This window comes from Lysinibacillus sp. A4 (assembly GCF_024919535.1).
GTDB classification, from domain to species: Bacteria; Bacillota; Bacilli; order Bacillales_A; family Planococcaceae; genus Lysinibacillus; species Lysinibacillus capsici.
The window spans coordinates 172,306-193,906 of the sequence record NZ_JANWTB010000001.1; the positions used below are offsets into that span (position 1 = coordinate 172,306).

Annotated in this window: 23 protein-coding genes; 4 read left to right on the top strand and 19 right to left on the bottom strand. The window is 42.0% G+C overall.

Annotation, left to right across the window (positions count from 1 at the left end; genetic code table 11):
* Positions 1 to 29 precede the first annotated feature (29 nt).
* Together NY607_RS01070 and NY607_RS01075 are read left to right on the top strand one after the other, a co-directional pair.
* Positions 30 to 758, top strand: a complete 729-nt coding sequence (locus tag NY607_RS01070) for an ABC transporter ATP-binding protein (RefSeq protein WP_376748000.1) — start codon at positions 30 to 32, stop codon at positions 756 to 758.
* On the top strand, positions 758 to 3,232 hold the full coding sequence (locus NY607_RS01075; RefSeq protein ID WP_259418956.1) for an ABC transporter permease: 2,475 nt from the start codon (positions 758 to 760) through the stop codon (positions 3,230 to 3,232). The genes NY607_RS01070 and NY607_RS01075 overlap by 1 nt, the downstream gene beginning before the upstream one ends.
* A gap of 125 nt (positions 3,233 to 3,357) precedes the next feature.
* On the opposite strand, the gene NY607_RS01080 is transcribed toward NY607_RS01075, so the two are convergent.
* From NY607_RS01080 to NY607_RS01110, 7 genes are all read right to left on the bottom strand, one after another.
* Positions 3,358 to 4,089, bottom strand: a complete 732-nt coding sequence (locus NY607_RS01080; RefSeq protein WP_259418957.1) for an alpha/beta hydrolase — start codon at positions 4,087 to 4,089, stop codon at positions 3,358 to 3,360.
* Between the two features lie 32 nt (positions 4,090 to 4,121).
* Positions 4,122 to 4,646 (bottom strand): tubby C-terminal domain-like protein, encoded by a 525-nt coding sequence (locus tag NY607_RS01085; RefSeq protein ID WP_259418958.1) that lies wholly within the window; start codon positions 4,644 to 4,646, stop codon positions 4,122 to 4,124.
* 83 nt (positions 4,647 to 4,729) lie between these two features.
* Complete coding sequence (locus tag NY607_RS01090) at positions 4,730 to 5,794, bottom strand: DUF4179 domain-containing protein (protein WP_131519939.1); 1,065 nt, start codon at positions 5,792 to 5,794, stop codon at positions 4,730 to 4,732.
* Positions 5,769 to 6,320, bottom strand: coding sequence for a sigma-70 family RNA polymerase sigma factor (locus NY607_RS01095; protein ID WP_131519938.1), 552 nt, complete (start codon positions 6,318 to 6,320; stop codon positions 5,769 to 5,771). The genes NY607_RS01090 and NY607_RS01095 overlap by 26 nt, the downstream gene beginning before the upstream one ends.
* 119 nt (positions 6,321 to 6,439) lie before the next feature.
* Positions 6,440 to 7,156 carry a toast rack family protein gene (locus NY607_RS01100; RefSeq protein ID WP_131519937.1) on the bottom strand — a complete coding sequence of 239 codons (717 nt, stop codon included), beginning with the start codon at positions 7,154 to 7,156 and terminating at the stop codon, positions 6,440 to 6,442.
* A 112-nt stretch (positions 7,157 to 7,268) separates the two neighbouring features.
* Positions 7,269 to 7,649 (bottom strand): SRPBCC domain-containing protein, encoded by a 381-nt coding sequence (locus NY607_RS01105; protein WP_259418959.1) that lies wholly within the window; start codon positions 7,647 to 7,649, stop codon positions 7,269 to 7,271.
* Positions 7,650 to 7,678: 29 nt separating this feature from the next.
* Positions 7,679 to 8,887 carry an MFS transporter gene (locus NY607_RS01110; protein ID WP_259418960.1) on the bottom strand — a complete coding sequence of 403 codons (1,209 nt, stop codon included), beginning with the start codon at positions 8,885 to 8,887 and terminating at the stop codon, positions 7,679 to 7,681.
* A gap of 136 nt (positions 8,888 to 9,023) precedes the next feature.
* Between NY607_RS01110 and NY607_RS01115 the strand changes: the two genes are divergently transcribed.
* Together NY607_RS01115 and NY607_RS01120 are read left to right on the top strand one after the other, a co-directional pair.
* Positions 9,024 to 9,881 (top strand): LysR family transcriptional regulator, encoded by an 858-nt coding sequence (locus NY607_RS01115; RefSeq protein ID WP_237900521.1) that lies wholly within the window; start codon positions 9,024 to 9,026, stop codon positions 9,879 to 9,881.
* Between the two features lie 109 nt (positions 9,882 to 9,990).
* The gene (locus NY607_RS01120) at positions 9,991 to 10,860 is read left to right on the top strand and encodes a DMT family transporter (RefSeq protein ID WP_131519934.1); all 870 of its coding nucleotides are present in this window, start codon (positions 9,991 to 9,993) and stop codon (positions 10,858 to 10,860) included.
* 34 nt (positions 10,861 to 10,894) lie between these two features.
* On the opposite strand, the gene NY607_RS01125 is transcribed toward NY607_RS01120, so the two are convergent.
* The 12 genes from NY607_RS01125 to NY607_RS01180 form a co-directional block, all read right to left on the bottom strand.
* Positions 10,895 to 11,884 (bottom strand): sensor histidine kinase, encoded by a 990-nt coding sequence (locus NY607_RS01125; RefSeq protein ID WP_259418961.1) that lies wholly within the window; start codon positions 11,882 to 11,884, stop codon positions 10,895 to 10,897.
* Positions 11,881 to 12,552 carry a response regulator transcription factor gene (locus tag NY607_RS01130; RefSeq protein WP_066038510.1) on the bottom strand — a complete coding sequence of 224 codons (672 nt, stop codon included), beginning with the start codon at positions 12,550 to 12,552 and terminating at the stop codon, positions 11,881 to 11,883. The genes NY607_RS01125 and NY607_RS01130 overlap by 4 nt, the downstream gene beginning before the upstream one ends.
* A 2-nt stretch (positions 12,553 to 12,554) precedes the next feature.
* Complete coding sequence (locus tag NY607_RS01135) at positions 12,555 to 13,538, bottom strand: alpha/beta hydrolase (RefSeq protein ID WP_259418962.1); 984 nt, start codon at positions 13,536 to 13,538, stop codon at positions 12,555 to 12,557.
* 126 nt (positions 13,539 to 13,664) lie between these two features.
* Entirely contained in the window at positions 13,665 to 14,084 is a 420-nt protein-coding gene (locus NY607_RS01140) for a DUF1801 domain-containing protein (RefSeq protein WP_004228761.1), read from the bottom strand.
* 41 nt (positions 14,085 to 14,125) lie between these two features.
* Positions 14,126 to 15,937 (bottom strand): ABC transporter ATP-binding protein, encoded by a 1,812-nt coding sequence (locus NY607_RS01145; protein WP_259418963.1) that lies wholly within the window; start codon positions 15,935 to 15,937, stop codon positions 14,126 to 14,128.
* Positions 15,934 to 17,667, bottom strand: a complete 1,734-nt coding sequence (locus tag NY607_RS01150) for an ABC transporter ATP-binding protein (protein ID WP_259418964.1) — start codon at positions 17,665 to 17,667, stop codon at positions 15,934 to 15,936. Before NY607_RS01150 ends, NY607_RS01145 begins: the two co-directional genes overlap by 4 nt.
* Before the next feature lie 436 nt (positions 17,668 to 18,103).
* Positions 18,104 to 18,790 carry a hypothetical protein gene (locus NY607_RS01155; RefSeq protein WP_259418965.1) on the bottom strand — a complete coding sequence of 229 codons (687 nt, stop codon included), beginning with the start codon at positions 18,788 to 18,790 and terminating at the stop codon, positions 18,104 to 18,106.
* Entirely contained in the window at positions 18,787 to 19,281 is a 495-nt protein-coding gene (locus NY607_RS01160; RefSeq protein WP_048390640.1) for an ECF transporter S component, read from the bottom strand. The genes NY607_RS01155 and NY607_RS01160 overlap by 4 nt, the downstream gene beginning before the upstream one ends.
* 31 nt (positions 19,282 to 19,312) lie before the next feature.
* Entirely contained in the window at positions 19,313 to 19,705 is a 393-nt protein-coding gene (locus NY607_RS01165; RefSeq protein ID WP_131519927.1) for a bifunctional adenosylcobinamide kinase/adenosylcobinamide-phosphate guanylyltransferase, read from the bottom strand.
* Positions 19,657 to 20,253 carry a histidine phosphatase family protein gene (locus NY607_RS01170; RefSeq protein WP_259418966.1) on the bottom strand — a complete coding sequence of 199 codons (597 nt, stop codon included), beginning with the start codon at positions 20,251 to 20,253 and terminating at the stop codon, positions 19,657 to 19,659. Before NY607_RS01170 ends, NY607_RS01165 begins: the two co-directional genes overlap by 49 nt.
* Complete coding sequence (gene cobS / locus NY607_RS01175) at positions 20,226 to 21,002, bottom strand: adenosylcobinamide-GDP ribazoletransferase (protein WP_259418967.1); 777 nt, start codon at positions 21,000 to 21,002, stop codon at positions 20,226 to 20,228. Before cobS ends, NY607_RS01170 begins: the two co-directional genes overlap by 28 nt.
* 20 nt (positions 21,003 to 21,022) lie before the next feature.
* A complete protein-coding gene (locus NY607_RS01180) occupies positions 21,023 to 21,598 on the bottom strand; it encodes a bifunctional adenosylcobinamide kinase/adenosylcobinamide-phosphate guanylyltransferase (RefSeq protein ID WP_131519924.1) in 576 nt (191 codons plus the stop codon).
* Positions 21,599 to 21,601: the final 3 nt, after the last annotated feature.

The following is a 21,601-nucleotide window of genomic DNA, read 5'->3' on the forward strand; positions in this document are numbered from 1 at the left end:
GTTTAACAGAGGTGCTACGTGTTGAAGGGATGTCCAAAATTTATCAGCAAAAGCATCATACTGTGAATGCCTTGAAAAATATCCATTGCACCATTTATCAAGGAGAAATGGTGGCGATTATGGGGACAAGCGGCTCTGGTAAAAGTACTCTTCTGAATATGATCAGTGCAATCGATGAGCCAACAGATGGAGCATTATTTTTATTTGGCAAGGAAGCGCAGGCTATTTATCAAGAGCCAAAAGCATCGCAATTTCGAAAAGAAAATATCGGCTTTATCTTCCAATCCTTTCATCTGCTAAAGGATTTAACCGTCGAGGATAATATTGCACTTCCCCTTATTTTAAATGATATTCCTAGCAAGGAGATTAAGGTGCGTGTGCAGCACATGATGGAAACCTTAAACATCGCTGCTTGGGCAAAGCATCGACCACATGAGCTTTCTGGTGGACAGAAGCAACGTGTCGCCATTGCGCGAGCGATTATTGCCAATCCTCCTATTTTACTGGCAGATGAGCCAACGGGGGCTTTGGATGTTCATACAACAGATGAAATTTTAGAACTGCTTGTTGCTCTGCAAAAAAAGAACCAGCAAACGATATTACTTGTCACACATGACCCCTATGTGGCTACCTATGCCAATCGGGTATTGTTCTTCCATGATGGGGCGATTGTGGATTCCTATCAAAACCGGCAAAATGAAGAGGATTTAGATTGTATTCTAATGAAATTCAAGGAAATAACGAGGGAGGATCGCTAATGTTTACGATGCGCAATATTGCCCTCAAGCTTTTTCGTGCCGCTTGGGCAAATGTCCTAACGAGTATTAGTATTATTACGATCTCGATTTGCCTGGTGATGACGATGACCGTCTACATTTGGAATGCGAATAGCCAGATGAAGGCAGACATCCAAGCGTTGTATGGGGAAATGGATTTAATGGTTGGTTATAATCCCGATCAGCAAAAATTGTTGACGACAAATCAAATAGAGGAGCTTTCTACTCTAGCCGGTGTCACACAAGTGTCCCGCTTATCGATAGCTCATACAATCGTTGAACATGAAAAGTACACCGCATTTTATACCGTTGGCGTCGAAAATGATGACCTTGTGAAAAGTCGCTACCATTTTGCGGTCAATCTTGGACCGAACGATGCCATTCTTTCGGAAAATGTTGCCCGTCTTTTCAACAAACGAGTTGGGGACTCCATTCATATTCAATCAAAGGATTTTATCGTGCAAGAAATTTTACCGACGATGAAAGGCACTGACAGCCCTAATATCATCCTCTTAGCGAATGACGTAGTTAAGGCATGGATGAACAACAGTCAGCCACAAACGGCAGGCATATTTGCGCTCATTAAAACTGATGAGGGGCGTGCCAAGGCAGTAGGCGCAGAAATCAAACAACTGGATGAAACATTACGTGTTGATGTTATGAGTGATTACGATGTCATTAAAAGAAATTTACAGAGCTTAATGGTTTTTATGATTGTACTATCCGTTTTTATTTTACTCATTTCAAGTGTCCTATTGCTGTCCACATTCCAGCTATTATTTTATAAAATTAAAGAGCAGCTCATGATTTTACGGGCTCTCGGGGCATCCGCGAAACAGGTTGGACGTATAGTCAAGCTCCAACTATCACTGATTATTAGCTTTGGCGTTACACTTGGAACAACGCTGAGCCTTGTGATAATAAAAAGCTGGCTACCACAATTAATTAGCTTTTTGCATTTACCCGAAGCTAAAACAGAGCTTCCTATTGTGTTTATTCTTTTAATTGCCCTTTCCAGCTTCATCATTCTTCAAGTGATGACAAAATGGCAAGTAGCGAAAAGCTCTCGACTACTGCCATTACAAATCGCGACAGATAATGAAAATTTAGAGCTGCGTTGGACAAAATGGAAAACAATTATTGTCAGTATTGTAGGTGTGTCAGCTACCTTCTTCTTTTTACAAGCCTATTTAGCTGGGACAGGAAGCGATCAAGGTGCCTTATTTATTTTACTCGGAACACTATTTGTATGTGGGATTTTACTGTTACTAATCCCCTATCTATTTACAGCCATCCTTCATCTGGCTTTAAAGCCGATTCGAAGGGTACTTGGCAAGGAAGCCTATTTAGCATGCCAGCAGCTCATGCCACAAGTACGCAAAAATATGCCCGTGGTGCTCAGCATGATAGGATTAATGGTTATTTTAACCTTTGGAAGTTCATTAATGAAAACCTTACAACACAATGACCTTGTCTACACAGAATCACAATACGAAACAGCCATAAAAATCAATAATGAATTAAATGATCCAACGATCACGCCTGCAATTATAGAGGAAATAGAAGCATTGCCAAGCGTACAGTACGCGTATACACAAAGTAATAATACGTATATTGCTCTACAACTCGGTGATGAATGGCTACCAGAGAACTATACAACCATTGATATTAAGAAATTTATGCAATTAAAGAAGTTGCCTCAAATTGAGGAAGGAAATTTACAAAATGGCCTTGTCGTGACAAAGGGCTTTGCCGAGCGTTATCATTTGGCAGTGGGTGATCGTGTAACGATGGGTACCTATGATTTTACGGCCCAGCAGGATATACCTACTGGTGAGTTACAAATTATAGGAATTACTGATACACCTATTCACCGTGCTGATTTAATCGTTGATTGGTCATCATTCCTCACGGCACAGGATCACCCAATTATCGAAGACATTATGGTCGAAACATCCCACCCAGAGCAGGCATTGGTGGAGCTGTCATTCTTGGGACAGCGCTGGCCAGCCCTGAAGTTGACAGATAAAGCGACCATATTAGCACAATCCAATGAAATGTTCTTCCAACGGTGGAGCTTATTTGTTGGCGTCTTTGTTATTTTAATAGCTGCCACGGGGCTTGGTGTCCTCCAAACATTACTGCATACCATTTATACAAAACGCAGTGACTATGCCATCCAACGATTAATTGGTCTGTCACCAAATGGGCTGATGAAGCTCATACTGACACAAGTCCTATCGTTCGTCCTTTATGGTCTCATGGTCGGGACATTTCTGGGGTTCGTCTTAACGAGAATGGTAGCCTTCATTGATGGAGGCTCTCCAATGTCCTATGACTTTCTAACATTGGGCCTCACAAGTCTCGCCTTCCTAGGGTCAACCCTCATTGTCTTTACCCTCCAAGGCTACTGGATGAGCAGACAAAAATTAGCGAACGAGATATTGGAAATATAAGTAAAACAGCCCCTCTATGGTTAGAGGTGGCTGTTTTTTTAGAATCGGGGCTCTCTCTTGAGCGAGCGCTTTTACCCCTCTTTGGAGCGGAGCACCCCCACTCCTTTTATAAAATGAAATTCTCCCTAAATTTGAAGAAATTCTATCATTTCCTTTATGATAGCCTCTTGATCTCGTCCTAATGTCATGAGATGCTTAGAATTTCCAAAGCCTTTCTTCTGCTTTCTAGATGAATGAACATGTTGAGAGATCATTTCAGCACTTTGCGTGTATAAGGCATCGTCTTTTTCACCATAGTAGATAGCGATAGGAATGGTAATTCTATCAAGGTGCTCCATCGTTGCTTGGATAAATGTTTGGAATGCGTTCATTGCATGTAATGGCATGTTCTCAAATGGCTCCATTTCCTGAGCGATTTGAAGTGGTGGCTTGCCCTCTATTGTTTTGTAATTATGGGCATAGTCAATAATCCTTTGTTTTAATTGCTCTGGCTCCTTATCAAACGGCACAGATAAGACAATGATTTGCTCGAGCCTTTCTAATTGAGCAAGCTTCAATGCGAAAATTCCCCCGATGGATAGACCGATGACCGAAATCTTTTGATAGCCTTCATCCAATAAAAATTGATGAGCATTCACTACATCCTGCCACCAGTCGTCTACCTGATAGTGTAATAACTGTTCTGGATGAGTGCCATGTCCACGATACAGCGGCGCATAGCAAGTATAGCCTTGGTTATGTAATGCAGTGGCTACTGTCTTCATATCTCTTGTATGACTTGTAAAGGAATGTAAAAGCAATAGGGCATGCTCATTTCCCTGTAAATAAATCTCTTTTGCTGGTAATATGTTTAGCATTTCATCAAGCCCTTTCTTCCATCTACCTTTATTTAAGCCCCAACAAACAGCACAGCCTGTCCGATCGCAATAAAAAAGGCTTCCTCCTGGATGGGACTACTGTCTTCAATTTCTAGCGTAATATCAAAATGCGTCTCACAGAAAGTCGCTTGCCAGCGTGCGATAGGCTGCTCATTCACAGTAAAAACAGACCAGTCCTCCATTTCTTTGTTGAGCTTGATCTGCTGTTCGCCATCGGTAATAACTAAATCAGGAATCATAATTTGCCAGCCATCATAGGCAATCATATAGTCTTTCCCTGTTACCAAATCCTTGCCACGGAAATGCACGCGCCCGCGACGGGATACTTTTTTACACGTAAAAAGCGGCTGACCATTGCGATCGTGAACATCAAAACGAACGAAATAACGATAGTCCATCGTTTTATCGAATGCTTTTTTTAGTGCATTGGAATACACGCGTTGAACGGTGGACGATACCTCCCCCGCTTCATTTAAAATTTTAACGGCCTCTGTTGACTCGATGGCCGCTGGTTGCTTGTATGTATAGGTCTTCAATCTATTCGCTCCTTTGAAACATTGCTTTCTTAAAACTACCATAAAATAAGCGCCAAATACAAAGGATGTATTTGACGCCCCTATTATTGTACGGGTACTTCTACTGTAAATGGTTGGAAGTTCACTTCTTTATAGGCTGATGGATTGAATGGAAGATGTGTTTCTTTGCCATCAGCATCTATTTGAACGCTCCCACCCCCTGTTGGAATAGCAACATAAGGCGTAATGGTTAATTTTCCAACGTGTTGTGCTATTGGATCAAAGGCTTTCGTGCTGCTTAATTTCCACACCCCATCATCAAATTGCGCTTTTCCACCGCCCGAATGAGAGGCGATCTCCCTGCCTTGCCCATCTGTTATGAAAAATTCTATAGATGCTGGTGGGTTATCGAGGATTCCATTCATCTTTGCTTCATAGTCAAGGGAGATCCCCGATGGACTGAAGGAGATGTTGGATATATCAAGCTCAATGCCTTCAAACTGCTGTCGATGATTCACAGGAACATGGACAATCTCTGTAATCTTTTCAATCGGGGTCGAAAACGTCCATTTTTCTCCCTTTTCGCCTGCTAATATTAAGCCCAATTGAAAGAAATCTGGCATTTCCTCAACCTGTTTGACATCAAACGTCGCAATACCTGTCCGAACCGTAGGACTTAACCTCTGTTCAGAATAGCTACCTGAGCTGACAGTTGGTTGGGCGCCATTAATGGTAAATTCCAAGCCTGCTCCAAAATATAGTTCACTCAATTCCTGCTCAGATTGCATCGTTACCCCAACCGTTATACGAGAATCATCATAAAGCACCTCATCTACTGTGACCGAAATCCCATTGATGGTTTGTGTTTCGCCAACAGCTTTGGTTAGTCCCTGTTCACTGGCTTGTTTTAGCCCAGGCAAGCCTGAGTCATTGAATACGGAACCGATAATTGGTAGCTTGGACAATGTGCTCGCAAATGTTGGTGATACATAGGCTGTGCCAATGGTTAAACTAAAAACGGCAACAGTACTGGCAATAAATACGAATGGTTTACGCTTGCTTCTTCTTTTCATTTGAATTGGTTTACCTTGTGCTTGTTGAATACCTTGTGCAATCGCTGCTCGTACCTCATCCCGTGGAAATTCAGGTAGGGTCACTGACTTTTTCATTGAACATTGCACTCCTTTCTAATTGTCGTTTTAGCTGTTTTTTACCACGATGCAAATAGGTTTTGATGGTGTTCTCAGGCTTTTTCATCATGTCTGAAATTTCTTTAATAGGTAAATCGTGATAATAAAATAAAAGGAGCGCCATCTGCTGGGAATGGTTTAATTGTTGGATAGCTTCTGCTAAATCAATAGGATTCCCTATGACCTGCTCCTGATCATGCAACCGCTCTAATAATTCCCTCTCCTCATAGGGAATCATTTTCTTGCCCTTTTTCAGCAAACGATAGCATTCATGAATTAAAATGCGGAACAGCCATGTCGAGAAAAATGCTGGATTTTTTAGTTGATGAACGGTTAAATAGGCTTTACATGCCGCTTCTTGAATAGCATCTAGCGCATCCTCTTTTTGACCAACATACGATAACGCCGTGTAATATAGTTTTTCTTCCTCTAGCACAAGTAGCTGTTCAAAGGCTTCCTTCTGCCCCGCAATCGCTTGTTTAACGATAGATAAATCATGTTCCATGCTTGTTTCCCCTCCTTCCATACTTAGAGTCTTTTATCCAAGCAAAAGGTTTCACTTTTATTTATTTTTTTGGCCATACAAAAAGAGACTACTTCAATGAAAGTAGCCTACTCCATTTTCTATCGATCTAACTTAAAGGTAATTTCCCCGATGCCCAATTCCGAATTGACCTCTAGCACGACATCCGCCTTGTCGTAAGCTTCGTTGACATAGACACCATTCCCTTTTGATATAAGGCCCTCCACATTAGACGAGCCAATGCCTTTTTCTGTCGTTAATTTCACGCCAACCTTTGAAGGTAAAATAACTGTTGTTTGACCGACACCTGTTTCAATAGTCGTTGTAAAGCTCTTTTTCCAGTCGCCACCTAGATTAACCGTTAGATCACCGACACCCGCTTCAATATCGAGCTTTTCCAGCTGAAGACCCTGTAAATCAAGATTGGCAAGAGAGGCACCCGTTTCCACATTTAGATCCATGGGGATGCTGTCGTTCAGTTGAATCGCCCATGTGTTTTTAATATTGGAGAGCCCCAGCTTCGTTGAGCCCTTATGCTTGATTTCCACTTCTCCTGTATCGCCATGTAGATCATAGTCTACCTGAGGGGCTAGCTTTTTTACATTATATTCTGCGTTGCCCTCAACCCATTCCTTTGCACCACTCGATACATTCATTTCGCCAACACCTAAATCAATGTCTACCTCTAATGCTTTCGCTTTATCCTTTTCCACCAAAATGGCTTCCTCTCGCATTTTATTTGGAATAAAGGAAAAGCACCCCGATAATACCAATGCTGACGTGCCTATCACGACACCTAAACCCACTAATTTTTTCACTATTATTTCCTCCCACCGTATAATCTACCAATAATTTCATTATATAGAAGGGAGGAAATTAAAATACGACCCTCCGCTCGAAATTCATCTAAGACCTAAGACGTAGAGAGGCTTACTGATAAGGAATGTCATGCCCCTCCAGTAATGCCTTTAAATTCGCAAGAGAGGCATCATAGCCTGACGAATTAAAGCTCACCGTAGTGCCATTACCCTGTTGGGCTAGCGTAATAGCAATCAATGTTTCAGGAACTTCTAGATAGAAGGAAAATTCCTCATTTTTCTTCACTTGCTGAATCGTTAGCTCCATCGGCAGTTTTTCAGAAAGCTGGTTATGGGCATTTGGCATTAAGGTAAATGTCATCTTTTCCCCAGCTGTTAGTATAGGGATGTCCCATATGGAGTCTGGTGCGTACCATCGGGAGAGGGATTGCTCCTCTGTAATCGCCTGCCATACTTTATCAATCTTTGCCTCAATCCAAATCGAACTGGTCATTCGCAGCAACCTCCATTTCCTCTTTTCCATTATTTTACCGAACTTTCAGAAGTTAGACTACCTTGGGATGTTCTGTATAAGTGAAATGCCCCCAGTATAACCATCACAGCGATAACATCCAAAGCGAGCTGATAGCTGGAAAAAACAGTAACCAATAAACCATAAACCGTTGGTGCCAAGACAATAAAGAACTGATTAATCGTTAACGCTGCACTAACAGTTAGTCCTACTGCTTGCGAATCGGATTGCTCCGTGACACAAGTGATATATATGGAATACCAGCCAAGCGCTAAAAACCCAAATAGACTGCAAAATAAAATCATGAGGCCCTTGCTATGTATGACAAAGGGCAAAAAGCCAACCATCAGGAATGTAGCGACCATGACGAGCACTAATAATGGCTCTCGTTTTTGAGCGAAATAATGGTCACTCATCCAAGCAAGTACAATTCTCCCAAACATCCCACCAAATAAAATCAGACTTAAACAGCGCCCCGCCTCGGTTAATGTATACCCACCTTCATGATGTAAATAGCTCATAAAGTGAGCAATGATAATCATTTGGAGGGACATCATGATCATGCCCACAAAAAATAAAGGATAGAGCGCTCGATTGTGCCGAATAGCACGCATCTTCTCTTTAAAAGGAATGAGAGGTGCCGTAGCGGTGTCATGCTGTTTTGGTTCTTTGTACAGCAATAAAAATAATAGTCCCCCACCAATCGCCATCAAGCCCTGTGCTAAATGGACAGAGGATAGATGATGATGTTGATACAAATAGGTCAGCAAAGTGGAAGCCAATGCACCACCAATCGGAATACCTGTTTGGCGTATCCCAATAGCAAGTCCTCGATGCTTGTTAGGAAACCATTTCACAATAGCAGTACTGCCACCTGTTTGCGCACTGCCATACCATATCCCCACAACTATTAATACGAGAAGCAATGTCGTATAATGATTCACGGGTATTAGCAATAAGGCTGACAGGCCCAGTAGTATCGAGCCCCATCCAATAATCTGCTTTTCTCCCTTTTTATCCATGAGATAACCAAATAGCAGCATGGAGAAAATTGGCCCTATATTGACGGCTGAAACAATTAGCCCTGTCTGGAAGGACGTTAAGTGCCATTCCATTTGATAAAAAGAGGCAACTGGCCCCATTCCGTAGGTCACAAAGGTTGCGGCTGTTTGCGAAAGTGTAGCCACAAGCAAGATGACCCATCGATAATATGTATGCATAAAAACCCTCCATCAGGTTACTGCTTTTGCAGTCTACCTTTTCATTATCTAGAGTGTACGTGGACAGCTAGCGAACGTAAAATGGAGGAAAATGATAGCGGCTATTAAAAAAATCTATAGGTATGTGAGGAACAACATGAACATTGAAGAAATTGCCTTAAAAATGGAGCTTTTAGAGAGGCAAAACTTGAGTAAATCGGCTGAAATCACCAATTATACACAATCTGCTTTAACAGCAAAGGTGAAAAAAATGGAGCGTGAAATTGGGCAGGACGTCTTTAAACGAACACCCCAAGGCTTAAAGCTGACAGAGGTAGGTCAACATTATTTACAGTTTTTAAAGAAAGTTGCCGAGCAGTATGAAGACTTTTTACATACCATCGGCCCTACACAAACGAGCATTTTGGTTGGTACATCTCATACAACCATTAAAATATATGGACCATCCATTATGAACGCACTGCAAACTAGTCGAAGTCCGATAGATGTTGATTTCACTGTGGAATCAAGTACAGCCTTAAATCACAAAGTCCATCTGGCGGAAATAGATTGCGCATTGACAAGTAATCCAATCAAGCATTATAGCGATCTACACTATGATGTACTAGCCACAGAGACGTTTGAAGTTATCTCAAGCTCCGCCCATATCATTGACTTTGATCAACGAACACCTGTCACATTGCTTGTGTTAAGTAAGGGCTGCATGTATACCCATGCATTAGCACAATGGCTCACTGACAAGCAGGTACCTTTTACGATGAAGGAAATTAAATCAGTTAGTAGTATTTTAGATTTTCTTGAAATCGAGCATACATTGGCTGTATTAAATACCAAATTACTAGCACTTTATCCTTGTCCCGACCTGTATTTTTATGATTTAGATGGGCTTCACAGTGCGATCGAAACAGTTTATATCTATAAAAAAGATGACAGTAAGCAGCCCTTCATTCTGCAATTAAAACAGGTCATTGAATCCTTGCTTGAGCAGAATTAGCTCCATAAACCTATTTTGTGCTAATATTCTAAAAACCCTATATTATTCATGCGGACTACACTATAATAGGTTTGTCATTATTAATCTTGTAAATGCTTAGGAGTACATCATGTTTTATTACATCTCGTTATTTTTTGCAGTATTTGCATTATCTACCTCAGCAATCTTTGTTAAGCTAGCTGATGCACCACCAGCGATTACAGCCTTTTATCGACTATTTTTTGCGATGCTAGTACTTCTTCCATTTTTATTGGCACAGAAGAGCTTGCGGCAGGAGCTTACAAGTCTCTCGAAAAAACAATGGGGACTCGGCATTTTATCAGGCTTATTTTTGTCCTGTCATTATGTGTTATGGTTTGAATCATTAAACTACACATCTGTGGCTAGTTCAACCGTCATTGTGACACTTCAGCCACTATTCTCTTTAGTAGGCAGCTATTTTTTATTTAAAGAGCGATTTTCAAAAGGAGCGATTGTTGGCTGCTTCGTAGCGATCATCGGCTGCTTCATTATTGGCTGGCAAGATTTCCAGATTAGTGGACAAGCCCTTTATGGCGATATTCTTGCCTTTATTGCGGCAGGTATTATTACAGCCTACTTTTTTATTGGGCAATCAGTGCGCAAGGATTTATCGCTCATTCCCTATTCTATTATCGGCTATGGCAGTAGCTCGATCTTTTTAGCCGTTTATGCCCTCTTTATGAAAGAATCGTTTTTTGATTATTCAGCCTCCACCTGGTGGTCCCTTGTAGGGCTGGCTGTCATTGCAACGATTTTCGGGCAAACCATTTTTAATTGGCTATTGAAATGGTTAAGTACAACGGTGATTTCCATGAGTATTTTAGGCGAAACAATCGGCACATGTATATTAGCTTATTTTATTTTAGATGAGATGATTTCCGTTCAACAGGGGATCGGTATTGTGGTCATTTTACTAGGACTTGCCCTGTTCTTACTACAGCAACGAAAATCAGTGTAAAAGAAAAAACAACGGCAAAGGCTGCCGTTGTTTTTTATTGGTGTGTAAAGTAGAAGGTCGTGCCATTTTTGTTTGATTGTAAGGAAGCTTCGATATTCAATGTTTTAGCAATATCCTGAATGATTTTAAGCCCAAGTCCGCCATGCTCATCTTCCGTCGTAAAGCCAATACCATCATCACACATGACAACTTGCCCGTCCTTGATCGTCACCTCTAGCTTGGATGCTTGGGCATGCTTTAATGTATTTTGAAAGACATTATCGAATAAACGCTGTAGCCACAATTCATTGCTAAGCCAAGTTGCTTGTAAATCATCGTGCTGAAAATGCAGCGTAATATTCTGCATGCGATATAGATACTGCCACTTCTTTATCATCATTTGTAACAATGGGACAAGTTGAACCTCCTCCTGCATGACATAGGACTGTTCACTCGTATCAAAGGACTGTAACTGAAATGCATTAGTTAAATTCGTGATATAGTGAATTTGTGCATGTAAGGATTCCACCAATTTGGGCTGCCCCTGTAGCTGATCCTCTAGATAAAACAGCTGCAAACGGATAGCCGTTAACGGCGTATGAATGTCATGTCGCAACTTTTGTAGCAGCTCTTTTTGAAGCTCCTGCTGCTGGGCAAGCTCTAATTCTCGGTAAGTTGTACGCTCAATTAAAAGATTGACAGATTGGCTAAGCTGTCCAATTTCATCCTCACTTTTTATCGTTAAAGTGTCAGGTATTCGCTCATTACTTGCTAGTTCTCGTATCGTTTTATTAAGTAGTGTAATTTTGGATAGTAACGAATGAATCGATGTGGAAAATAGCCATGCGAGCATTCCTAACGCTAGCACAAACGTAATCAGCATCACAGGATAGGCATAGGACTCATGAAACGGAATGCCGTCATTTTTCATTTTAAAGGCCTTGTCATACAAAATTGACATGGCCACACTAATGCCTAATAGTACAACAGGCACACTCCCAATGGCTACAAATAACAAAGTACGGTATTTTGTTTTTAAGGTCATTTTTTATTATAGGTATTTAAACGATACCCTTCTCCATAAATATTTTGCACAATAGTACCTGCTGGGTCTTGTAGCTTTGTTCGAATTTTTTTAATATGGACATTCAAAATATTATGATTGCGTTCATCGAGCGGCCAAAGATAATCAAAAAAATGTTCCTTTGTTAATACTCGGTCACGATTGTCAAATAAATAAAAGAAAATTTTTCGCTCAATTGCTGTCAGGGCGATTTCATCATGGATACTATGATGAAATACTTGACGGCGCTCCCCATCGATCAATAAATGCTGAATTTGCGTAAGTGTACCATACTGTTGTGCTAGCATTTTTTGCATTCTTAGCAACAGCTCTCGCGGATCAAATGGCTTTGTCAGGTAATCCTCTCCGACCATCAATCCCTCTAGCTTACTTTCAATATCATTACGTGCCGATAGAAAAATGATTGGAATATTTAAGCCTAAACGTTTAATATTTTTGCTTAATTGATAGCCATCCTCTCCTGGCAGCATAATATCCATTATGACTAAATCCACCTGCTGAATCAGCGCCATCATATCCTTGCCATCTGTTTTCCAGATTGCCTCATAGCCCTCACGCTGTACTATTTTTTGCAGTAGATCACCAATCATGTGATCGTCTTCTATAATTAAGATTCTAAAACCTTTCATACTTATCGACCTTTCTCATCACCCGTTGTTTTCATAAATTCCATTGCCAGTTGATAGATTTCATCTGGCTGATAGAGATAAATACTATGTGTCCCACTGACCTCTTTCACCTGTGCATAAGTGAATTGCTTTGCAAAGTCAGCATAATCCTGCCGATTTTGCTTCGTATATTTCGAATGTTTATTTTCTTCCGCAATCGCATCAATCAGTAAGATAGGCGTGTCTTGCGGCTTTTTGAGCTGTTCTGATTGTAAACTATTTTCGTAGACCTGCAACAGCTCATTTTGCATATCTTCATTAAAAAATTGCTTAAAGGACAACGCCTGATAGATTTCCTTTTCCTGTGCTGTTAAAAACGACAGTTGAAGTACTTGCGGATTATAGACCTGTGTTGGCAAAAGTCGATGTAAGCCGAGTTTAGTAGCGAGGTGCATGCCTCTCACCATCCAACGATCGACCGTCCCCATTTCATGCTTTACATATTGACTAGGTAGGCCAATGTCTAGCGCGATGATGCCCTTTACTTCCTCTGGGTATTTTTGCGCCCAGTAAATGGCCTCTAGCCCTGAAATGGAATGTGGCACAAGGACATAGGGCGGTTCAAGCCCACTTTGCAGAAGTGCCTGTCGTGTTTGCGCTAAAATCGTATCGATTCCTCTATCATCATGGGCTACGTCGCTATAGCCATAGCCAGCTCGATCCACTACTGCAATTTGATGATGCTGTGAAAACTTACGATACAGCCCTTTTAGCTCATATACGGGTGCTGCGATACCTGAGCCAGCCATAAAAATATATGTATCCTCGCCAGCCCCCTCCTGATAAACATGGAAATTTTGACCATCTACATTGTTTAATGTGCCGTTAGGTTGTAAAATAGCTGACTCCTTCTGTATTAAGCTATAGTGATAAATACAAATTATCACCATTCCAAGCACAATCAATGCCCCCATATAGACAATCATTTTCTTTGCTTTCTTTTTCATACGTATCTCCTCTTTTCGTTGATACTTGCAAGGATACACGGTAAAAATAAATTTCTACTAAACTTTTGGAGAAAATAGATAAATTTCATACAAAAAAGCTACCTAACTAATAGGCAGCTCTCTTGATTAAGCATCTGGATAGGTTTTTCGTAAAAAATCGATCGTTTGTTGTATAAGGGCTTTTAAGATGTCTTCATTCACATCAGCTAGCTTATTAATATAAACGCAGGCTTTTCCTGTTGTGTGTTTACCAAATTGTTGTAATAGTTGCTCTCGTTCATCCCCAGGAGCAAAATATAAGCTAATTTTCGCTTTGCGAGGGGAATAAGCAGCTAGTGGGGCATCCCCTTCATGGCCTGTTTGATATTTGTAATGATATTTACCAAAGCCTATAATACTCGGTCCCCACATTTTGGCTTCATAGCCTGTGACCTCTGTAAAAATGTCCAATAATCGATAGGCGTCTTCTCGCTTTTTTGGATGGTCTACACTTTCAATAAATTCAATGACACTTACATCGGTTTCTTTGGTCTTTAATTCATACATGTCAATCCCTCGCCCTCTGGAAGATGTACCTTTATTATTCCCTATTCTACCTGCTCTAACAATAGTTTTTGTTGAAGATGACGATAGATCCCCTGCTGCTGCATCAGCTCTTGGTGATTGCCCTGCTCGACAATTTCTCCCTGCTGAATCACGAGGATTTGATCGGCATTTTCGATTGTTTTCAGACGATGGGCAATGACAAAGCTTGTGCGTCCCTGCATTAAATGCTGTAAGCCTTTTTGAATATCGACCTCTGTTTGGGTATCCACGCTAGATGTCGCTTCATCCAAAATTAAAATATCTGCATTCTCTAATATCGCACGGGCGATCGCAATAAGCTGACGCTGCCCCTGACTTAAATTGGCTCCTCCTGACTGCACGGGTGTTTCGTATTGGGCAGGTAAATATTTGATAAAATGATGGGCATTCGCAATTTTTGCCGCTTCCACAACCTCTTCATCTGTCGCATCTAGCTTACCAAAGCGAATATTTTCACGAATCGTTCCCGAGAACAAATAGGTGTCCTGTAAAACCACACCAACTCTTTGGCGAATCGTCGCCATCTGATAGTGTTCAATATTATGCCCATCAATTAAAATCTCACCTTGATCGACGTCATAAAAACGTGTTAATAAATTGATAATCGTTGTTTTGCCTGAGCCTGTTGGGCCAACAAGAGCAAATGTCTCTCCTGCCTTGGCATGGAAGTCAATGTTTTTTAACACAGGCTTATTTGGCCCATAGCTAAATGATACTTGCTTGAAAACAACATCCCCCTTGAGCGATGCCGTCTTGATCGCATTAGGCTTGTCGGCTACCTCTGAGGGTTCATCTAGTATCTCAAAAACACGCTCTGCCCCAGCAATAGCAGACTGGAAGGTGTTTAATAGATTAGATAGCTGATTAAGCGGACGGAAAAATTGCCGTGTATAGGTCACAAAGGCGGCAATAATCCCCACTGTAATAATACTCTTTACTGCTAAAAAGGCACCTGTTCCGATGACGACAGCAAGGCCTAAATTATTCATAAAGTTATTAATCGGACCTAGTAAGCCAGAGATAATTTCTGCTCGTTGGGCAGAGTTTCGTAGATTTTCGTTTTGCTGATGGAACGTATCAATCGTTTGCTGCTCCTTGCCAAAAAGCGTAAGTACCTCCGAACCTGTAATCATTTCCTCAATATAGCCGTTGAGCTTCCCAAGATCCCGTTGTCGTGCTGCATAATTTTTACTGCTGCGTTTAATGATTTGCTTGGTTGTGAAAACGATCAGCGGAATAATAATCAATGTCACGATTGCTAATTGCCAGCTTAATGTAAACATGGCGATACTGACACCGATTACAGTTAAAATGGACGACACGATTTGCGTAACACTTTGCGCAAGTGCTGTATTTAAATTATCAATATCGTTGGTCACACGGCTCATTAAATCCCCAAGTGCACGCCGATCAAAGAAGCGTAATGTCAGTGTTTGAAGCTTTTGAAATAATTCGAGACGCAATGTCCGAATGGTTTTCATCGCCACATGAATCATGACATAGGTTTGCAACCATGTCAGAATAGAGGCTACTGAAAAAATAACGGCCAATAGGATGCCTAAACGAATCGTTCCGTCGATATCCTTTTTCATAATATAATCATCAATAATATGCCCAATCATATAGGGCCCCGCAAGGCTTAAAAAGGTCGAGGCAATGACAAAAAAGATAGAGAAAAACAGCCCTATTTTTTGTTGCTTGACATAATGCCACACACGTGACAATGTCTCCCTTTGATTTTTCGCCTTCTCAGCTGGTCCTCCCATACGCGGTCCACGTCCAAAATTCATTTGCTTTGGTTGACCTTGACTCATCCTTGTTCACCAGCCTTTTGCTGTGACGCATAAATTGCTTGATAATGCGCATTTGATTGTAGAAGCTGCTGATGGGTTCCTTGCCCAACAATGTCGCCATCCTCTAGTACCAAAATAACATCTGCCTGCTGAATGGAGGCAATTTTCGACGCTACGATGAAGGTCGTTGTGTCTTGATAATAGGTGGCAATAGCTCGCTGCACTTGTTGTTCTGATGCACTATCGAGCGCTGACGTTGTATCATCCAACACCAAAATAGCAGGCTTTCGAATAAACGCACGACTTAATGCAAGGCGCTGCTTCTGCCCACCCGAAAGATTCGTAGCACCCTGTGATAATTCATGTGCTAAACCCCTATCAAGTCGCTCTACAAATTCACTGGCGCAGGCCGCCTCTAATGCCTGCTGTATGTCCTCAGCTGTAGCATCATCCTTACCGAGACGAATATTTCTTTCAATCGGTCCTGAGAACAATAATGCTTTCTGTGAGGTAAATCCGATATGCTCACGTAGGGTTGCGAGTGAGTAGGATTTTAGCGGTTTTCCGTCTATGCGGATTGCGCCACCAGAGGGATCAAATAAGCGAGGTAATAGCTTCACCAGCGTCGATTTACCACTACCTGTTTTCCCAATAATACCGACCGTTTGCCCTGGTTTCACCGAAAATGAAATCTTTTTGAGGACATCCTCAGCTGTTTCATAGTAACGATAGCTCACCTGATCAAAGTCAATGGCCCCTTTTATTGGATCGGTCAGCGCATGTTCCGCTTCCTTAACAGCAATCTCTTTGTTTAACACGTCCACAATGCGTTCTCCTGAAGGCAAGGCTCGCGCTATCTGCATCAGCACCATACTAGAGGACATCAGTCCATTTAAAATAATCGTTAAATAATTGATGAATGCAAGAATAACGCCCACTTGCAGCGTACCAGCGTCTACCTTAATGGCTCCAAGCCAAAGCGCGGCTACAATCCCTAGATTGACAACAAACATCGTAAAGGGTACAAGCACGCCGACAATTTGCTCAGCTGTAATAAAACGTTTCGTCAACGCCTCATTTAATTCTCCAAACTGTGCTACCTGCTGTGTTTCACGGCGAAAGGCTTTAACTACACGAATACCCGCCAAATTTTCCTGTAGCTTCGTATTGACGGCATCAATGGCCTCCTGAACACGACGATACAATACACCCGAATATTTCGTAAAAAAATACATCGCTATAACCAACAATGGTACGATAATGAGCAATATGGAAAAAAGCTCACGTGCTGTGACAAACACAATAATCACTGCGCCGATAAAGAGCAAGGGCCCACGCACAAAAATACGCAGCGTCATCATAAAGGCACGCTGAATACTTTCCACATCACTCGTTAAAATCGTAATCAGCTTCCCCGTTGTAAAAGCATCTCGCTCCTTGGCTGAGTAAGTCATCATCTTCTCATAAAGAACCTGTCGAATATCCGAGGCAAAATGAATCGCCGCCTTCGAGCTATAATACGAGCAACCAACCCCACCAATAAGTCCGAGCACTGCACTGCCAAGCATCCACACAAACATATTCAATACGTAACGATTATCCCCATTGGCAATCCCCGTATCGATCATATGTTGCATGATGGTCGGCTGAATTAAATCCATCGTCACCTCTAGCACCATCAATAACGGTGCAATCAGCGTGAAAAATTTATAAGGCCCCAAATACTGCCCTAATTGTTTAACTGCCTGCATACATTCGACTCCGTTCTATTCAAATCCCATTCGTTCCTTATTATAACTGAAAATCATTCCCATTTGATAAATAATTTTTCGGGTCTCGTAATATTATTGGAGTGGTTTAATTGTGGTGTAGTGTCTTCATAAGGAGAAAAAATCTAATTTCTAAGCAGATTTTGGAGGGTGGTGACTTTTTAGAGCGAAGTTCTACTTTGGAGCGGGGTTATCCTTCTTTGGAGCGGCCTCTTTGCTCTCCTTAAGAGCGACTTCCTCCCCTTTCAGAGCAGGCCTTTTCCTTTACAAGCAACAGCCAGCTACTTTAGATTCAACGTCATCCTGTTAATATGTAAGGAACTACCCAGAGCAAGGATACTACAGAAGTAAAATAACACTCGCTCTGAATTATCTGGCCCTGTCCCAAGAAACGATCATTTGCCCAAAACAAGCCCCATCACTTTTCAGAAATGCGTAGTTTCTCAAAATTTCGCAGGAAAATTTTTTGTGCCTGTGATTCATTGTCTGGAGCAATGCCTAGCAAAATGACCGTACAGGGGCCTGCTGATTTTGCACCATCAAGGGCGCATTCCACATGTCGCTCCCCAAACAGACGGGCAAATTCTCCTTGCAGCCCCCTTGATCCGACTGGCCATACTTGCTGAACAATTTCTGACTGCCATGCCTTGAAAACAGGCAGCAACTGCGCCACATCTTCAGGCTGTGCCAACACCTCTTCACCCACAAGCGGCAGGCCATAGGTGTACCAGCTAAGCTGATCGTGGTCAAATACTCGACGCTGCTGCTGAATTTCTCCAAGCATTGTAACAGCTAAGCCTGACTGCAATGTGGGCATATTGGATTCCGTACTCCCCGTAATGGCTGGGCATGTAAGGCCTGCCTCTGTAAACACTTGCTGTATACCTTTTTCATAGCGAGGCCATGCGGCATCTCCAGAAAAATTCGCAAGTAGAACTTGAATAGGTAGTGCCTGTGCAGCAAGCTGTTCTAAAAACGTTACACGGGCTGTCATGTAGGCTGTCAATTGGTCTGGTGCCGACACAACATCTTGCGGTTTTTGTCCAATGGCCGCGGCATTATCCATGGTCGCAATGAATGCCCCTACTTTCATCGCATTTCTCACTGTGCACGACCTTCCTTACGCACAAAAACCTTTGATAGGACGGGCATTACTACCGCAACAATGATTAAATTGATCACCGTTGCCATTAGAATACTACCTAAAGCACCCCAGAAAAATGCTGGACTAATAATAAAATAAAATGGTAGTGGCGCAACAATACCATTTAATACTAAGGCAACTGGCCATTTCCAAAAGTGCATGCCTTTTTTATGCATCACCCCGAAGACCCATACAACAATCAACATTTCTACCGCAATAATAATATGTAAAGGTCCTAGGGGGAATCCAGATGTTAATGCTGTAATAAAATGGCCGATTAATCCAGCAACCCCTGCTAAGATGGGGGATAGAAAGACAACACCTAAAAAGGCAGGAGCCGAATCCAGTGCAGCCGTTGAAATAAACGCTGGTACCTTAATCATTGCTCCTACTGCACAGATGGCCGCTACCATCGCCGTCAAAATCAATTTTCTTAATTTTTGTCGTTCCATTTCATTCCCTCTTTTCTGTTGAATGTCTACTTTACTTCAATGGCTCAGCTATTCCATACCAAATCCGTACAACTTGCTCCGCTTCCTTGAACAAAGCTTGATATAGACGACCACAGGTATCACGTAGCTGTCGGGCTTGTTTTTCCATTGGCACAACCCCACGCCCCATATCCGTCACAATAAGTGCGAGTGTACAATGCTGTTCAAGCTCTTGTAATGTAGCTAGCACCTTTTGTACGATTTGTTCATCTTCCTCCAAGTTTTGTGTCACAAGCCATTTTTCTAAGTTCTTTAGGACAAGGACATCACAGGCGGGCGCTACCTCAGGTAGTTCACCAGCAATCATCACCATCTGTTGCGGTTCATACAAGCGCCTCACATAGTCGGTTTTGCCGTTATAGGCACCTCCGATAAAGACATGCATCGTGCTCCCTCCTCCCAAGCCTTTCTTGTAAATGTTAAAACAAATTGTTTATCATGTGGCACTTGATAGGACCAAAAGGGCTGTTCTGTTGGCGCAAAGGCAACAAGTAAGGCACGAATAACCCCACCATGAACCACTAAATAATAGCTATCCTCATTTTTCGGTAAATAATGAAATCCATCTACAACACGTTTCATAAAATCATCGAATGCCTCACCTTGTGGAGGGGGTGTACGGATTGGATCATCTATCCATGCCCGATAGTGAGCATCCATTTTTAGCTCCTCATAGTTTTTCCCTTCGAATGCACCAAAGTTCGTCTCTCGAAGGGATGCCTCTGCCTGATAGCTAGCATTGGGAAAATAATGAGCAGCCGTTTGTCGACAGCGCTGTAGATCACTGCCATATACCTTTTTAACCAATGCATCCACAACAGCAAGCTTGGCTGTATCTGCTAATGGTGCGTCCGTCCACCCAAGGTAACGCTTTTCAAGATTCTCTTTAGTAGGCGCATGCCGTATTAAGCACACAGTAACAATGTCACCCATAGCACAACCTCCATCCCTTCAATGGAGGCACCCAGTAAATCGCCAGATACTCCACCAAAGTTACGCAACGTAAATTGTCGAAAAATAAAAAGTGCAATGGCTAAAACGACGACTAGGACAACAGGAAGAAGTAAGAACTGCGTGCTGATAAAAATAACCGTCATCGCCAATAAGAGCGATAACAGCATGAACACTTTTAATCGATTAGCATTCATATGAGACTTAAAAAAATAAGCAAGACCTTTTTCCTTTGAGCAATGGAGTGACATAAAATAAAAGCTCATGCCCACCCTTGTTAGAAATGGAACGAATAGTACCATCCACAAGTCGAATTTCTGCTGCACTAAAAGCTCATGTAGAATAACAAATTTCCCCATTAATAAAAACACCACAGCCAATACTCCGAACGCTCCCACACGGGGGTCATCTAAAATCTCCAATCGTTTTTCTCGATCTCGATAGGAAAAATAGGCATCGCCCATATCAATAAAGCCGTCTAAGTGCAAACCACCTGTCCATAAAGCAAATAGCCCTATCACAGTGAAAGCTAGCATCACTTCACTGCTGGCTGTCCACTGCATAAGATTATAAAGCACAGCTGCCACCGTTGTTCCCATTAAAGCACCTATCCACGGTAAGCAAGCAAACATGCCTGTGATGGTGGACCTTGTTAGCGGAAGCTCTTTATGTACTGGCAATACCGTAAAAAATTGAAATGCCAGTAGGAGGCTATGCCAAAAATTTTTCATCCTCTTGCCTTCCTTCTTGATTATTTCCATCTCTTTACAATGCCATAGTTCATTTCATAGGCCTCCTGTGCCATAGAAACCAACCATTGATGGAACTGTCCGAGCGTTCGTCGGTATAATTCTACTTCCTCACTAGCATAAGGAGGTTCATCAAACAGTTCATTGGATACCACAAAAAAAGTCAAATCCTTCTTCAGTAGTGATTGGATCGCCTGCTTGACGGCCTGTAGCTTCTTAGCTAAACAACCAGGCTGTTGTAAACAGGGTGTCCCCTTGTCATACCCTTCGTAAAAAGCATTGGTCAGCCAAGTTGTCACGCAATCCCACAGCACCACATCTCCATCCTGAAGTGTCTCAAATACTTCAGAAATTGCATAGGGAGCCTCCACCGTCAGCCATTGAATAGGCTGTGCCTGGCGATCTGCCTGATGCCGTAAGATTCTTTTTTCCATTTCATGATCTAAGGCAATACCCGAGGCCAAATAGAGCAAGCGTTTCGCTGTACATGTCTGTGCCTCATAATGCTGAAGCGCTGCTTGCTCGGCAAAATGGGATTTACCACTACGTACACCACCTGTAATAAAAATAAGCGCCATGTA

Coding starts and splice junctions, on each gene's coding strand:
- NY607_RS01090 (WP_131519939.1), bottom strand. CDS start 5,794: ATGAAAAAGTCAGTGACCCTACCTGAATTTCCACGGGATGAGGTACGA.
- NY607_RS01125 (WP_259418961.1), bottom strand. CDS start 11,884: ATGACCTTAAAAACAAAATACCGTACTTTGTTATTTGTAGCCATTGGG.
- NY607_RS01140 (WP_004228761.1), bottom strand. CDS start 14,084: ATGTATGAATTAAAGACCAAAGAAACCGATGTAAGTGTCATTGAATTT.
- NY607_RS01150 (WP_259418964.1), bottom strand. CDS start 17,667: ATGCAGGCAGTTAAACAATTAGGGCAGTATTTGGGGCCTTATAAATTT.
- NY607_RS01165 (WP_131519927.1), bottom strand. CDS start 19,705: ATGCATGTCTTTATCGGAGGTGCCTATAACGGCAAAACCGACTATGTG.
- NY607_RS01115 (WP_237900521.1), top strand. CDS start 9,024: ATGAACATTGAAGAAATTGCCTTAAAAATGGAGCTTTTAGAGAGGCAA.
- cobS (WP_259418967.1), bottom strand. CDS start 21,002: ATGAAAAATTTTTGGCATAGCCTCCTACTGGCATTTCAATTTTTTACG.
- NY607_RS01095 (WP_131519938.1), bottom strand. CDS start 6,320: ATGGAACATGATTTATCTATCGTTAAACAAGCGATTGCGGGGCAGAAG.
- NY607_RS01170 (WP_259418966.1), bottom strand. CDS start 20,253: ATGGGTGACATTGTTACTGTGTGCTTAATACGGCATGCGCCTACTAAA.
- NY607_RS01135 (WP_259418962.1), bottom strand. CDS start 13,538: ATGAAAAAGAAAGCAAAGAAAATGATTGTCTATATGGGGGCATTGATT.
- NY607_RS01130 (WP_066038510.1), bottom strand. CDS start 12,552: ATGAAAGGTTTTAGAATCTTAATTATAGAAGACGATCACATGATTGGT.
- NY607_RS01160 (WP_048390640.1), bottom strand. CDS start 19,281: ATGGAACGACAAAAATTAAGAAAATTGATTTTGACGGCGATGGTAGCG.
- NY607_RS01180 (WP_131519924.1), bottom strand. CDS start 21,598: ATGGCGCTTATTTTTATTACAGGTGGTGTACGTAGTGGTAAATCCCAT.
- NY607_RS01145 (WP_259418963.1), bottom strand. CDS start 15,937: ATGAGTCAAGGTCAACCAAAGCAAATGAATTTTGGACGTGGACCGCGT.
- NY607_RS01080 (WP_259418957.1), bottom strand. CDS start 4,089: ATGCTAAACATATTACCAGCAAAAGAGATTTATTTACAGGGAAATGAG.
- NY607_RS01120 (WP_131519934.1), top strand. CDS start 9,991: ATGTTTTATTACATCTCGTTATTTTTTGCAGTATTTGCATTATCTACC.
- NY607_RS01110 (WP_259418960.1), bottom strand. CDS start 8,887: ATGCATACATATTATCGATGGGTCATCTTGCTTGTGGCTACACTTTCG.
- NY607_RS01070 (WP_376748000.1), top strand. CDS start 30: ATGTCCAAAATTTATCAGCAAAAGCATCATACTGTGAATGCCTTGAAA.
- NY607_RS01075 (WP_259418956.1), top strand. CDS start 758: ATGTTTACGATGCGCAATATTGCCCTCAAGCTTTTTCGTGCCGCTTGG.
- NY607_RS01105 (WP_259418959.1), bottom strand. CDS start 7,649: ATGACCAGTTCGATTTGGATTGAGGCAAAGATTGATAAAGTATGGCAG.